This window comes from Sphaerisporangium sp. NPDC004334 (assembly GCF_053602655.1).
Window position 1 is genome coordinate 34,953 of sequence record NZ_JBSGDZ010000025.1, and the last position, 12,673, is coordinate 47,625.

The following is a 12,673-nucleotide window of genomic DNA, read 5'->3' on the forward strand; positions in this document are numbered from 1 at the left end:
ACTCCAGGGAACCACTGGTACGCTCCGGGCGTGAGTGAAAGGCTGGACGATCTCGAGCGGCGCATCGACGCGCTGCGCCGCGAGATCAGGCGGGCCGTGCGCGCCCGCGAGAACGTCCTGGCCAGATCGCTGCGCGCCGAGCTGCGCCGGGCCGAGCAGGCCTGGGACCAGGCCCTGGCCGACGACGAGGCGCCCGGCGGCGACCCGGCCCCCGGCTCGCTGCTGCCCATCCGCGAGCAGGTCCACCAGGCGCTCACCCTGCTCGGCGTGCCCGCCGCGGCCCGGGTGGTCGTCGCCGTGCACACCGCCCTGCGCGCCGGCTCGCTCCGCGGCTCCCAGCTCACGAGCCTGCGCCGCGACGAGGAGCGCTCATTCCGGGGCGCGCCGTTCACCCGCCCCTACTACCTGTGCGCCGCGCTCACCGACCGGCTGTCGGCCTCCCGGGGGCTGCTCGCGGTCAGTACCTGGCCGCTCGAGCGGCGGGTGATCGGCCCGCTGAGCCCGCGCGTGGACTTCCTGACCACGGCGATCCGGGTGGCCGAGCACGTCGAGCGGAGCGCCGGTGCCGGCGGGCACGCCCCGCCGGGCGCCCGTCGGCTGCTGGCGCGGCTGGCGCACAACATCCCCGGCGCCGGCGGCGGGCCGCGTACGCGGGGCCTGCCGCCGGTGGACGTCCTGACGCCCGCAGGCCCGTTCGGGGAGGGCTTCGACGGGCCCGACCCGGCGGACGTCGTCCGGGCCGCCCGCGCCGAGCTGGAGGTGCACGCCGCCGCGGACGCCGCCGCGCGCGCCGAGATCGCCGGCCGGGCCCGCGAGCGGCTCGCCGACGCCGAGCGGCTGTTCGGAGGCGCGACGTTGCGGGTGGCCACGGCGTGAGGAAAGAGAGGCGTGAGGTGGATCCACTCGACAGGCTGCGCGGCCCGGTGCCGCCGCGTCCCCACGACGCGCGGGCCATCGCCGCGCTGGCGGCCAACCCCGGGTGCGCGCGCCGCGCCGTGCTGGACGCCGCGGGCATCGACAAGGACGCGACGGCGACCCATCTCGGCTTCCCCGCGCCCTTCGGCCAGTCGCCGTTCGCCATCACCCGGGGCAACGCGTTCGAGGCGCTGGTCAAAGAGAGCGGCTGCGCCGAACTGCTGAGGATGCTGCGCGAGCTGCTCGGTCTGCCCATCGCGCAGGCCGCCTACACCGACCTCGGCGACGTCGGCGGCAACCCCTCCGCGCACCTGCGCCACTCCCACACCCGCGGCCTGCTCGACCGGGCGGCGCGCGACCGCGACGACGCCGGCACCCTGTACGACCACCCGCTGCTGCGGCTGGAGATCGCCGGGCAGAGCGCCTACCTTGAGCCGGACGTGGTGGCCTTCCAGCTCGGCGGCCGGTTCCACATCATCGAGATCAAGTCCTTCGCGGTCGTCGACGGGCAGGCCGAGCCGGACAAGGTCGCGGCGGCCGCCCGCCAGGCCGCGGTGTACGTGCTGGCGCTGAGGAGCATGCTCCAAGAGCTCGGCCACGACCCCGGCCGGGTGTCGCACGAGGTCGTCCTGGTGTGCCCGGAGAACTTCGCCAACCGGCCGGCCGCGACGCTGGTGGACGTCCGCCGCCAGCTCGCCGTGCTGCGCCGCCAGCTCGCCCGCATGACCCGCGTCGGGAGCATCGTGGACGCGCTGCCGCCCGGGCTGACCTTCGACCTCGCGCGCGACGCCGACGGGGCGCCCACCCGCCCGGTGGCGGAGCTGCGCGAGGCGGTGCGCGGCGTCGGCGCCCGGTACGCGCCCGACTGCCTGTCCACCTGCGACCTGTGCCTGTTCTGCCGGGACGAGGCCGCGGCCGAGGGGTCCACCGACCTGCTCGGGCGGCAGGTGCGCGACGCGCTCGGCGGGGTCGCCACCGTGCCGGAGGCGCTCGGCCTGGCCGACGGCTCGCTCCCACCGGGCGAGGGCCAGGAGGAGATCGCCCGCCTGCTCCGGCTGGCCGACCGCATCTACGCGGAGGTCTCGTGAGCATCCCGCTCCCAAGGGCGGCTCGGTGACCGGCCGGGCGGAGACCCGGTGAGCACGCTGGCGGCCCTGGCACGGCTGCGGGCGCTGCGCGACGGGACGGCGCAGCGGCTGGCCACCGTGCGCCACGTCCACCTGTCCGAGCGTCCCATGGTGCTCATCCCACTGCGGCTGGCGGGCGAGGCGGCGGCGCCGCTGGCCGCGATGGCCGGCACCGACCCCGCCCACCCGCGGCTGCTGGTGGTGCCGCAGCCCCGCGACCGCGACCTGCGATTCGCCTTCGCCGCCGAGCTGGCCGAACTCCTGCTCCCCTACATCGAGAGCCTGCAGAAGGACACCGAGACGGTGGAGCGGCGCGGCGCCGAGCCCTACGAGCGGTGCGTCGACGCCCCGCAGCTCATCGTCCCCAACCGGGGCGCGGCGGCGTTCGTGCAGTTGCTCGGCCGCTCGACCCGCTTCCGCCGCGCCGAGGGGCCCTACGCCGTCCACGCGTCGGTGCCGCTGCTCGGACGGTGGCTCACCTTCCTGGCCCAGCGCGGCCGCCACCCCGGCTCGTCGCTGATGCCGGCGGCCACCGAGGCGCTGTCGCTGCACTGGGCGACCGGGCAGAGCGCCTTGGAGGACGCCAACCTCGCCTCGCTGATCGGCTGGATCGACCCGCCGCCCGGCATGACCGGCGCGGCCGCCGCCAGGCAGGCGGAGGACCCGCTGATCTGGCCGCCCGCGGGCCCCGCCAGCGACCCCGGCTTCGACGCCGAGGTGCTCGCCCCGGCCATCCGCGCCTACGAGGAGACCCGCACCGAGCACGCCGAGGCCCGGGTGCGCGAGGCGGTGCGCTCCCAGCTCGAGCCGACCTGGCGGCTGATGTGGCGGGCCGTCGGCCTGCTCGCGGCGCTGCCCGCGGGGCCGGGCTGCGCGGGCCGCTGGGAGGCCGACCGGGCGGCGTTCACCTCCTTCGCCGCCCAGCTCGCCGAGGGCGCCCCGCCGCAGCCCAGACGCGACGGGGCCGTCGGCGCCGCCTCGCGGCTGGCCCGCATGGAGCGGGCCCAGGCCTCTTACGACGCCCAGCGCGCCTACGACGACCCGCTGGTCATGGCGGGGTACCGGCTGACCGGCGAGGCCTTCACCGGCACGGTCGCCCACGCCGACCCTGAGCGCACCGAGGGCGAGGGGCGGGGGCGCAAGCTCCGGCCGCTGGTCACCGTGCGCACCACCGACCCGGTGCGCCTGGCCCCCGGCACTCGGCTCGGCACGCCCGAGCGGCGCGGCCAGCAGGCCGAGCTGGTCGCGATCGACGGCGAGCACGTCACGCTGAAGATCGTCAAGGGAATGGGGCGGGGTATGGCCGCGACGCCCGGCGCGGTGCCCGGCGCCGGCGAGCGGGTGTGCTATGCCGCCCTCCTGGACGACTTCCAGCCGCCCGCCGCCCTGCCCCCGCCCGAGGAGACCCCGTGGACGCACGGCGGTCCCCCGCCCGAGTACGAGCCGCCCTCCGATGAGGAACCCGACGAGGAATGGTCATGAGCACGGCGAAGCCGCCCGCGCAGGAGGCCGCGCAGGTCGTGGACGCGGTCCTGGCCGACCTGCCCCGGCACCGCGGCGTGGTCGTCGACTCCCCGCCCGGTGCCGGCAAGTCCACCCTGGTGGTGCGCGCGGCGGGCCACCTGGCCGCCACCGGCGACCCCCTGATGATCGTCGCGCAGACCAACGAGCAGGTGGACGACCTGATCGTCCGGCTGGCCGAGGAGCACCCGGGCCTGTCCGTCGGCAGATTGTCCGCCGCCGACTACGCCGTGCCGCGGCGCGTCGAGGGCAAGGCGGCCATCGGCACCAAACTGCCCGACCTCGGCGACCCGGCCGTCGTGGTCGCCACGGCGGACAAGTGGGCCTGGGCGGGCGGGCGCACCTGGCCGTGGGCGATCGTGGACGAGGCCTACCAGATGCGCTCGGACAAGCTGCTGCGCGTCGCCGGGCTGTTCGAGCGGGCGCTGTTCGTCGGCGACCCCGGCCAGCTCGACCCGTTCTCGGTCGTGGACGGCGAGCGCTGGGCCGGGCTGTCCTGGGACCCGTTGCAGAGCGCGGTGGCGGTGCTGCTGCGGCACAACCCGGACCTGCCGGTGCACCGGCTGCCGGTGTCCTGGCGGCTGCCCGCCTCGGCGGCGCCGGTGGTGTCGGAGGCGTTCTACCCGTTCACGGGATTCCGGGCGGGCACCGCGCCCGGCGAACGGCGGCTGGCGTACACCGCCGACGGCATGCGCACCGCCTACGACCACGCTCTGGAGGAGGCGGCGCGGTCGGGGTGGGCGCTGTACGAGCTGCCGAGCCGGCACACGGTGCGCACTGACGCCGAGGCCGTCCAGGCGGTGGCCGTGCTGGCCACCCGGCTGCTGCAACGCGCGCCGGTCGCCTTCTCCGAGCGCGGCGAGCGGCCGGTGACCGCCGACCGGGTCGCCGTCGGCGCCGCGCACCGCGACCAGGTGGCGGCGATCCAGGCGGCGGGCCTGCCCGAGGGCGTCACCGTGGACACCGCCAACCGGCTGCAGGGCCGCGAGTACGACGTCACGATCATCCTGCACCCGTTGTCGGGACGCAGGGACGCCACCGCCTTCCATCTGGAGTCCGGGCGGCTGTGCGTGCTGACCTCGCGGCACCGGCACGCGTGCGTCGTCGTGGCCCGCGCGGGCATCCCCGAACTGCTGGACGCCCATCCCTCCGCCGAGACGGTGCAGCTCAACGTGCCGGTGAAGTTCCCCGACGGCTGGGAGGCCAACCAGGCCGTGCTCGCCCACCTGTCGAAGCACCGGGTGGAGGCGGCCCCGCTCCGCTGACGGACCTGCGTGAGCGGACGGACCCGCGTGGGCGGGCGGACCTGCGTGGGCGGGCGGACCTGCGTGGGCGGGCGGCGCGCTGGTGCCCGCCGCCGGCGCGAACGCGAGGTCCGGAAGCCGCTCGCATGACAGGGCCGATCGCCGCCGGTCCTCGCACGGGCGTTCGAACTACCTTCGTGGGCGTCACACCGACGAAGGGAATCTCATCGTGGATCTGCAGCTTTCCGGCAAGGTCGCCGTCGTCACCGGCGCCTCCAAGGGGATCGGCCTGGCGGTCGTCCGCGTCCTGCTGGAGGAGGGGGCGCGCGTCGTTGCCACCTCCCGCAAGAGCGGCCCGGAGCTGGAGGAGCTGGCCGGGCCCCGCCTCGCGCACGTCGCGGCCGACCTGATGGACCCCGGCGCCCCCGCGCAGGTGGTCGCCCATGCCGTCGAGCGGTTCGGCGGCCTGGACATCCTGGTCAACAACGCCGGCGGCCCGCCCCCCGGCGCCCGCCTGCCGCGCTTCTCCTTCGAGGGGCCGACCGACGCCGACTGGCGGGAGATGTTCGAGTTCAACCTGTTCGCGGCGGTCAGGGCCATCCGGGCGGCGATCCCGCATCTGGTCGCCCGGGGCGGCGGCGCGATCGTCACCGTCTCCTCCGGCGGCGCCCGCCAGCCGGCGCCGATGAACGTGGACTACAACGCGGCCAAGGCGGGGCTCAACACGCTGACCAAGGCGTTGTCGGAGGAGTACGGCCCGCGGGGCGTCCGGGTGAACACCGTCTCCCCCGGGCCGGTGCGCACCGCCTGGTGGACCGAGGAGGGCGGCGCGGCCGACATCATCGCCGCGCAGGCCGGCACCGACCGCGACACCGTGATGGACACCGTCGCGCCGCAGATGATGAAGCTGGTCACCGGCCGGCTCGTCGAGCCGCGGGAGGTCGCCGACATGGTGGCGCTGCTGGCCTCCCCGCGCTCGGCGAGCACCACCGGCGCCGACTTCGCGGTGGACGGCGGCTTCCTCAAGGAGCTGTGACCTCCCCGCCGTCCCGGCGGGCGGCCGACGCGGGCGGCCGACACACGCGGCCGACACACGCGGCGGGCACACGCGGCGGGCCAGGCGGCGGGGAGACGCGGCCGGCGTCCGTCGCGGGCGCCGGCCGTTCGCGGCCGCCGGGGCGGTCAGGAGCCCCAGATCTCCTCGGCGGTCTCGACGATCAAGCGGAGCTTGGCGAACTGCTCCTCCCGGGTCAGGGAGTTGCCCTCCACCGTCGAGGAGAACCCGCACTGCGGCGACAGGCAGAGCTGGTCGGCGTCGATGTACTTGGCCGCCTCCTCGACCCGCCGCTTCAGGTCGTCCTTGGACTCAAGCGCGCCGCGCTTGGTGGTGACCAGGCCGAGGACCACCGCCTTGCCCTTGGGCACGAACCGCAGCGGCTCGAACCCGCCCGAGCGCTCGTCGTCGAACTCCAGGAAGAAGCCGTCCACGGCCAGCTCGCCGAACAGGGCTTCGGCCACGAAGTCGTAGCCGCCCGAGGCCACCCACGAGGAGCGGAAGTTGCCGCGGCACATGTGCGTGGTGACCGACAGCCCTTCGGGCTTGCCGGCGAGGGCGTCGTTGATCTGCTTGATGTACCGCAGGTGCAGGTGCTCGGCGTCGTCCCCGCGCTCGGCGATCTCGGCGCGCTGCGAGGGGTCGTTGAGGTAGGCGAGGCTGGTGTCGTCGAACTGCAGGTAGGTGCAGCCGAGCGCGGCCAGCCGGCGGACCTCCTCGGCGTAGGCGGCGCTGAGGTCGCTCCAGAACGCCTCCATGTCGCCGTACACCGCCGGGTCGACGGAGGCGCGCCCGCCGCGGTAGTGGACCATGTTGGGCGAGGGGATGGTCAGCTTGGGGGTGGCCGTGGTCGCCTGCTCGCGCAGGAACGCGAAGTCGTCGCCGAAGATCGTCTCGTCCAGGCGCACCCGGTCGTGGACGCGCAGCGCGGCGGGGGCGAACTCGATGACCCCCTGCTCGTTGCGGAACTGCACGTTGATGCGCTCGTCGGCGGCCTGGCCGATGCCGCCGAGCCGGTAGATGAAGTCCATGTGCCAGGACGCCCGGCGGAACTCGCCGTCGGTCGCCGAGCGCAGGCCCACCTCCTCCTGGGCCCGCACCACCTCGCGGATCGCCTCGTCCTCGACCTCCCTGAGCCGCTCGGCGGGGATGGCGCCGGCGGCGAAGGCCTCGCGCGCCTCCAGCAGGGCGGCGGGACGGAGCAGGCTGCCGACATGGTCGGCGCGGAATGGGGGTCTTGTCCGCATGGCGATCCTCCAGATGATCTAGCGCGACTACCGTCCTATCAGCTTTTGAGCGGTTTCGCCGTAGCGACGGAGCGGATAAAGCCATGCGTCGCGCGCGTAGGCCACTCCGTGCGGCACCCATCCCGGCCGGGGCATCCCGAACGGCCACGACAGCCGCTGCCCGCCCTCCCCCACCGTCTTGCCTGCTCCGGCGTCCGGCGTCGTCCCCCCTCCCCCGGCGCCGCGCCCGGGGACGCCGGGCACCGGACCGCGGGCGGGCGGCTCAGGAGCCTCGGACGGCCTCGGAGCCTCGGACGGCTCAGGAGTCCCGGAGGGCCGGGGAGCCTTGGACGGCTCAGAGACCTTCGACGGCCTGGGAGCGGCGTCGGACGGCGTGGGAGCCTCGGAGGGCGCAGGGATCTCGGAGGGCCGGGGAGCCTTGGACGGCTCGGAGGTCTCGGACGGCTCGGGGGCGGCGGCCGGGGTGCGGGGGACCGGGCGGCCGTCGGCGCCGAGTTCGGGCTCGGGGCTGGTGGTCGAGGCCAGCAGCGCCAGCGAGATCAGCCCCATCACGGCGATCAGCACCAGAGCGAGTCCCATCAGCGCCAGGACGACCAGCAGCGTGTAGACCGCTCCGATGAGCGCCATCATCGCCGTTCCTCCTTTTGTGCCGCCGCGGTGGACACCGTGCCCGGGACGGACATGGTCACACGTTTCATCACGCAGGTGGACGTATCGATTCTCCCGTGTGCGCGGAGCGATCGCGCACACCGCCGGGCACGGTGACCCCGGCGGCCGTGATCGCGGACCTCAGGCGCCGGGCATGGTGTCCAGGCGGCGCAGGATCACCCCTTCGCGCAGGGCCCACGGGCAGATCTCCACCTCGGGGACCTCGAACAGGTCCATCGTCGCGTCGGCCACGATCGCCCCGGCGAGCAGTTGCGGGGCGCGACCGGCGGAGACGCCCGGCAGGCCGGACCGCTGGGCGTTGTCCATCGTGGCCAGGCGCCCGGTCCAGTGGGAGAGGTCATCCTGGCGCAGCACCCGCTTCACATAGGACCCCTCGCTGGAGGGCGCGGCGCCGGCGATGCGCGCGAGCTGCTTGAAGGTCTTGGAGGTGGCGACCGCGTGGTCGGCGTGCCCGTACTTCACCACATCGCCCACCACCCTGCCGATCTGCGCGCGCACCTGCCGGCGCATGCCGCGCACCTCCTCGGCGGGGGGCGGGGCGCCGGTGAACCACTGGCGGGTCATCCGCCCGGCGCCCAGCGGGAGCGAGATCGCCACGTCGGGCTCCTCCTCCATGCCGGAGGCGATCTCCAGGGAGCCGCCGCCGATGTCCAGGACCAGCAGCCGCCCGGAGGACCAGCCGAACCAGCGCCGCACCGCCAGGAACGTCAGCCGCGCCTCGTCCTGCCCGGACAGCACCTGCACGTCGATCTCGGTGGCGGCCCGCAGGCGGTCCAGGACCTCCTCGCCGTTGGCGGCCTCCCGCACGGCCGAGGTGGCGAAGGCCATGATGTCCTCCACCCCCTTGTCCTCGGCGATGCGCAGCGAGTCCTCGACGAAGCGGCGCAGCTCGCGCTCGCCCTCGGGGGACAGGACGTCACCGTCGTGCAGGTGCTCGGCCAGCCGCAACTCGACCTTGTGCGAGTAGGCGGGCAGCGGCTGCGCGCCCCTGTGGGCGTCCACCACCAGCAGGTGCACCGTGTTCGAGCCGATGTCGAGAACGCCGAGTCGCATGAGCAGACGCTACTACCCGCGCCCGCCCGGGAGATCCTCCCGGTCCTGCCGGTCCTGCCGAGGCGCCGTCGCTCAGGGGCGGCCGAGCGCGCGCAACTGGCCGGTGGTCAGCGCGGAGACGTTCTGGTCGATGGGGACGTCGGTGTACTGGTGGATCGCCCAGCTCTTCCAGTCGGCGGGCGGGGTGACGTCGCCCTTGGCCCTGCCGTAGTAGGCCACCCACAAGGGGTACTCGGCCAGGCCGTGGCCGTAGGTGTCGGCGAAGTTCCAGCCGCTGTAGAACAGCGGGGTGACGCCGGTCTCGTCCTTCACGTGGGCCAGCCAGGTCTTGGCCCAGGCGTTGACCTGCGCGACCGACCGGCCGTCGCTGGTCTCCAGGTCCAGCACGAGCAGGTCGCCGGTCTCGGCGGGCTGGGCGTCCACCACCGACAGGAAGTGGTCGGCCTCGGCGATGGGGTCGTTGCCGGGGTGACCGTAGTGGTAGGCGCCGCGCACGATGCCCTTCTTGCCGAGTTCGGCCCAGTGGCGGGCGAACGCGGAGTCGCGGAAGGTCAGGCCCTCGGTGGCCTTGATGATGCCGAACTGCGCCTGGCTGGCGTTCCAGTCGTGGTCGGACTCGTAGGCGGACACGTCCTGGCCGTAGGGGCGCTCCGAGGAGGCGCTGCTGGGGGCGGCGTCCGCCGGGCCGGTCACCACGACGGCCGCCACGATGGCGAGCACGGCCACGATCACCCCCGCCATGGCGGAGTAGAGGCGCGCGCCGGACAGGTCCAGCCGGTTCTTGAGGTGGGAGAAGATCGAGGAAAGCCGGTCGATGGGCATGAAGGGCTCGCTCCTTGCTTCCACGCGCCTACCGGGTCGGCTGATGGGTTCGGGCGGAAGTGCCCTGTGGGTCCGTCCCTTCGAGGGCCGGTGCTCCGATTCACTCCGCGAAGGGGGTCCCCGGTTCCGCGAGGTGTGGATGAGGCGGGCGTGTCCCCGCGGCGGGACGCCGTCCCGCCGGGTACGCGCGATGTGGGCAACGGACGGCAACGGGCACGACGGCGTGGGACCATCGGCACGCATACCGCTTCCCAACAAGGTACATACCACATCAAAAGAGCACAAATGCGACAAAGTACGCACCGCCGGCGTCACACGGGCGGACACGCACGGCTTCCCCCGACGTGATCACCCCCAGGAAGCGCATCCGGCCAGAACGACCCGGTCAGGCGTCCCGGTCCCGGCGGGCCAGGGGCGCACCCGGGGATCCGGTCAGCGGCGGGGCGGGGGCTGCGAGGAGCGGGATGACTCGGCGTGCCGCCAGCGCCGTCCGAGCTCCTCGCCGGTCGGCGCGGAGGCGGGCAGCGGGGTGGCCGGCGCGCCGGCGCGCAGCCCGTCCAGCAGCATGGTCAGATAGCGGTGGCGCAGCACGGCGGTGCGATCGGCGCCGCCGGCACGGACCGCGGTGATCTGGTCGAAGATCATCGGAATGTCCTCGGCGACCACGTCCGGCCGTAGCGCGCCGGCGGCCTTGGCCCGGTCCACGACGCGCCCGGCGAGCGAGCCGGCGTGCGCGGCCAGCTCGTGCATCTCCCGCGTGGGGGTGAACGTGCCGGCCAGGTGCACGGTCAGCGAGTGCACGTCGGAGTCGACGACCTCGCGCAGGAACGTGGTGAAGGCCTCCCACGCGTCGCCGTCCCGCGCCAGCGCGGACTCGGCGATCGCCGTGAACCGGCGCAGGCCGTCCTCGCAGAGGGTGCGCAGCAGCTCCTCCTTGCCGGCGTAGCGCCGGTACAGGGCGCCGACGCCGACGCCCGCCTCGTGCGCCACCGCCGAGATCGGCGCTTTGGGGTCGGCGACGAACACCGCTCGCGCGGCGTCGAGGATCGTGCGGTCGTTGCGGGCGGCCTCGGCCTTGCGTCCCCTCATGCCTGCTGTCGTGGGCTCCATGCGCCCATTCTAGCTTGAACGGAAGGCTCCGTTCCGATATAGTTTGAACAGAACGATCCGTTCCGCTCTAACTCGGAGGTTTCGCATGACCACCACGTCCTGGTCGCTGCTGGAGCAGGCCCACAACGCGCTGCGCACGACCACCGCCGGGGTCACCGAGGCCGACTGGGCCGCCAAGACCCCGTGCGAGCAGTGGAACGTGGCGCAGGTGCTGCGGCACGCCGCCGGCGACCAGCGCGCCTACGCCGCCGCGATCACCGGTGCCGGCGGTCCGGAGGAGAACCCGTTCGACCCGGCGGCGCAGGCCCCCGGCGACCCGAAGGACCTGCTCGAAAGCGCCCTGGAGGTCGCGGCACGGGGCTTCGCCACCGTGGCGCCCGGCGCGGAGGCCGTACCGACGCCACTGCCGCAGGGCGCGCTGCCCGCCGAGGTCGCCGTCGGCGCCGCCGCGCTGGACGCCGCCGTGCACGCCTGGGACATCGCGGTCGCCACCGGCCGTCCGTCGCCTCTGGACGCCGAGCTGTCCGAGCGCCTGCTGCCGGTGGCCCGCGTCCTCGCCGAGCCGCTGCGCGGCTTCGCCTACGCCCCCGCCCTCGACCCGCACCCGGCCGACGACGCCACCGCCGAGCTGCTGCGCCACCTCGGCCGCGACCCGCAGTGGACCCGCTGACCCGGGAACCCGCCGACGGCGCGGCCTCCTCCCCTCGAGGCAGGCGGCGCCGGCACGGAAAACGGCCCGCCGGTCATTCGACCGGCGGGCCGTTCTGCCGCCGTCCACCTCTTCTCTCCGTTATCGAGCGACGCCGCCGGTCAACCCGGTGAATACGCGGTGTTCACGGAATGCTCAACAGTTCGGGATATCTCTGCCGTTATTGTCCTTCGCCTCGTCGTTGCCCCATTTGGCGAGATAATAGGCGGAAACGTAGGCGCCGCGGCCGTTCTTACCGGGGTTCGTCCGGTCGAGGTCGGTGCGCAGCCACCAGTGGTTGAACGCGGACCCGTGCCGGACTTCGGCGCCCCGGACGCGGCAGTAGACGTAGTTGGTGCCCTTGTCGAGCGTGCCCTGCGGGTCGCCGGTGTTCGGCTCGCGGTAGCCCGTCGCGTCGGCGAAGGTGTCGACCCAGACCTTGCCTCCGGGAGCGGGGGTCCCGCCGCCGCCGAACACCCGGGGCCGGCGGGCATGGAACTCGCTGCCCGGCCGCAGGCCGTAGGTGAGGACGCGATGGTCGGTTCCGTAGCCGCCGCGCTGCTCGTAGGCCCAGTAGGACGTGCGCCCGGGGTTCGCCCACTGCTCGAAGATCACGACGTGCCGGTTGTTGTTGTCGCCGATGGCGTCGATGACCAGGTCGCCGGTGAGCAGTTCGGACATCGCGATCGGGCTGCTCGCGCCCGGCGAGGCGAGGGCCACGGTGTTCAGGCCCGGAGCGCTCAGCCCGAGCGCCATCGAGGCGTAGCCGGAGCAGTCGGTGCGGTAGCCGTTGTGGTACTTGCCCTGGCTGTACGGCACCCGCTGCGGGGTGCCCGGGTTCCAGGTCTTGGCCCGGTCGATGACGCTCTGCCGGGTCACGTCCGCCGGACGGGCGTGGGCGGCGCGAGAGGGAGCTGCGGCGGACTGGGCGAAGGCGCCGGCCACGGCGAGCGGCGTGGGCGAGGCGACGGCGACACCAAGGACAGCGAATTTGATGAATATCTGCTTACTGGACATACCACCCCTTGTAAATCCGTGTTGTCGGCCGCCAAGACTAATGGCGGCGACACATGGTTCGCAGGGGTGAATTCCATGATCCACGCCGGCCGGTGGAGCGTTTTCCTCCGGAAAGGAAGCGGGCACCGTCGCAGGCACAAGAAATCACGCCGCGCCGACCGGTCGCGAGTCGGCGTGGACGTGGCGGCGCGCGCATCCGGGAAAGC

At 74.1% G+C, this 12,673-nt stretch carries 12 protein-coding genes and 1 riboswitch; of the genes, 6 read left to right on the forward strand and 6 right to left on the reverse strand.

The window, feature by feature from the left end; translation table 11 throughout:
• The first annotated feature begins 30 nt into the window (after window positions 1-30).
• The 5 genes from ACWEN6_RS29470 (at window position 31) to ACWEN6_RS29490 (ending at window position 5,843) form a co-directional block, all read left to right on the forward strand.
• Window positions 31-876, forward strand: coding sequence for a hypothetical protein (locus ACWEN6_RS29470; RefSeq protein ID WP_354920715.1), 846 nt, complete (start codon window positions 31-33; stop codon window positions 874-876).
• 17 nt (window positions 877-893) lie between these two features.
• Window positions 894-2,003, forward strand: coding sequence for a hypothetical protein (locus ACWEN6_RS29475; RefSeq protein ID WP_452574742.1), 1,110 nt, complete (start codon window positions 894-896; stop codon window positions 2,001-2,003).
• 48 nt (window positions 2,004-2,051) lie between these two features.
• A complete protein-coding gene (locus tag ACWEN6_RS29480) occupies window positions 2,052-3,524 on the forward strand; it encodes a serine/threonine-protein kinase (RefSeq protein WP_380831443.1) in 1,473 nt (490 codons plus the stop codon).
• Window positions 3,521-4,828: an AAA family ATPase gene (locus ACWEN6_RS29485; protein WP_354846609.1), complete on the forward strand. Its 1,308-nt coding sequence runs from the start codon at window positions 3,521-3,523 to the stop codon at window positions 4,826-4,828. The genes ACWEN6_RS29480 and ACWEN6_RS29485 overlap by 4 nt, the downstream gene beginning before the upstream one ends.
• Before the next feature lie 208 nt (window positions 4,829-5,036).
• Window positions 5,037-5,843 carry an SDR family NAD(P)-dependent oxidoreductase gene (locus tag ACWEN6_RS29490; protein ID WP_354920721.1) on the forward strand — a complete coding sequence of 269 codons (807 nt, stop codon included), beginning with the start codon at window positions 5,037-5,039 and terminating at the stop codon, window positions 5,841-5,843.
• A 146-nt stretch (window positions 5,844-5,989) separates the two neighbouring features.
• Here the strand turns inward: ACWEN6_RS29490 and ACWEN6_RS29495 are convergent, their stop codons facing one another.
• The 5 genes from ACWEN6_RS29495 to ACWEN6_RS29515 form a co-directional block, all read right to left on the reverse strand.
• Window positions 5,990-7,108: a 5-methyltetrahydropteroyltriglutamate--homocysteine S-methyltransferase gene (locus ACWEN6_RS29495; protein ID WP_354846615.1), complete on the reverse strand. Its 1,119-nt coding sequence runs from the start codon at window positions 7,106-7,108 to the stop codon at window positions 5,990-5,992.
• Window positions 7,109-7,135: 27 nt separating this feature from the next.
• The gene (locus ACWEN6_RS29500) at window positions 7,136-7,738 is read right to left on the reverse strand and encodes a hypothetical protein (protein ID WP_452574744.1); all 603 of its coding nucleotides are present in this window, start codon (window positions 7,736-7,738) and stop codon (window positions 7,136-7,138) included.
• A gap of 159 nt (window positions 7,739-7,897) precedes the next feature.
• On the reverse strand, window positions 7,898-8,830 hold the full coding sequence (locus tag ACWEN6_RS29505; protein WP_354920729.1) for a Ppx/GppA phosphatase family protein: 933 nt from the start codon (window positions 8,828-8,830) through the stop codon (window positions 7,898-7,900).
• Between the two features lie 72 nt (window positions 8,831-8,902).
• Window positions 8,903-9,652 (reverse strand): glycoside hydrolase family 25 protein, encoded by a 750-nt coding sequence (locus ACWEN6_RS29510; RefSeq protein ID WP_354920732.1) that lies wholly within the window; start codon window positions 9,650-9,652, stop codon window positions 8,903-8,905.
• Between the two features lie 10 nt (window positions 9,653-9,662).
• Window positions 9,663-9,809: riboswitch (cyclic di-AMP (ydaO/yuaA leader) on the reverse strand.
• A 275-nt stretch (window positions 9,810-10,084) separates the two neighbouring features.
• Window positions 10,085-10,762 carry a TetR/AcrR family transcriptional regulator gene (locus ACWEN6_RS29515; protein WP_452574746.1) on the reverse strand — a complete coding sequence of 226 codons (678 nt, stop codon included), beginning with the start codon at window positions 10,760-10,762 and terminating at the stop codon, window positions 10,085-10,087.
• Window positions 10,763-10,847: 85 nt separating this feature from the next.
• On the opposite strand from ACWEN6_RS29515, the gene ACWEN6_RS29520 reads away from it, so the two are divergent.
• On the forward strand, window positions 10,848-11,432 hold the full coding sequence (locus ACWEN6_RS29520; RefSeq protein WP_354920738.1) for a TIGR03086 family metal-binding protein: 585 nt from the start codon (window positions 10,848-10,850) through the stop codon (window positions 11,430-11,432).
• Window positions 11,433-11,606: 174 nt separating this feature from the next.
• Here ACWEN6_RS29520 and ACWEN6_RS29525 read toward each other — a convergent pair whose 3' ends face one another.
• Complete coding sequence (locus ACWEN6_RS29525; protein WP_354920740.1) at window positions 11,607-12,467, reverse strand: NlpC/P60 family protein; 861 nt, start codon at window positions 12,465-12,467, stop codon at window positions 11,607-11,609.
• Window positions 12,468-12,673 lie beyond the last annotated feature (206 nt).

Coding starts and splice junctions, on each gene's coding strand:
- ACWEN6_RS29505 (WP_354920729.1), bottom strand. CDS start 8,830: ATGCGACTCGGCGTTCTCGACATCGGCTCGAACACGGTGCACCTGCTG.
- ACWEN6_RS29510 (WP_354920732.1), bottom strand. CDS start 9,652: ATGCCCATCGACCGGCTTTCCTCGATCTTCTCCCACCTCAAGAACCGG.
- ACWEN6_RS29500 (WP_452574744.1), bottom strand. CDS start 7,738: ATGATGGCGCTCATCGGAGCGGTCTACACGCTGCTGGTCGTCCTGGCG.
- ACWEN6_RS29485 (WP_354846609.1), top strand. CDS start 3,521: ATGAGCACGGCGAAGCCGCCCGCGCAGGAGGCCGCGCAGGTCGTGGAC.
- ACWEN6_RS29525 (WP_354920740.1), bottom strand. CDS start 12,467: ATGTCCAGTAAGCAGATATTCATCAAATTCGCTGTCCTTGGTGTCGCC.
- ACWEN6_RS29520 (WP_354920738.1), top strand. CDS start 10,848: ATGACCACCACGTCCTGGTCGCTGCTGGAGCAGGCCCACAACGCGCTG.
- ACWEN6_RS29495 (WP_354846615.1), bottom strand. CDS start 7,108: ATGCGGACAAGACCCCCATTCCGCGCCGACCATGTCGGCAGCCTGCTC.
- ACWEN6_RS29515 (WP_452574746.1), bottom strand. CDS start 10,762: ATGGAGCCCACGACAGCAGGCATGAGGGGACGCAAGGCCGAGGCCGCC.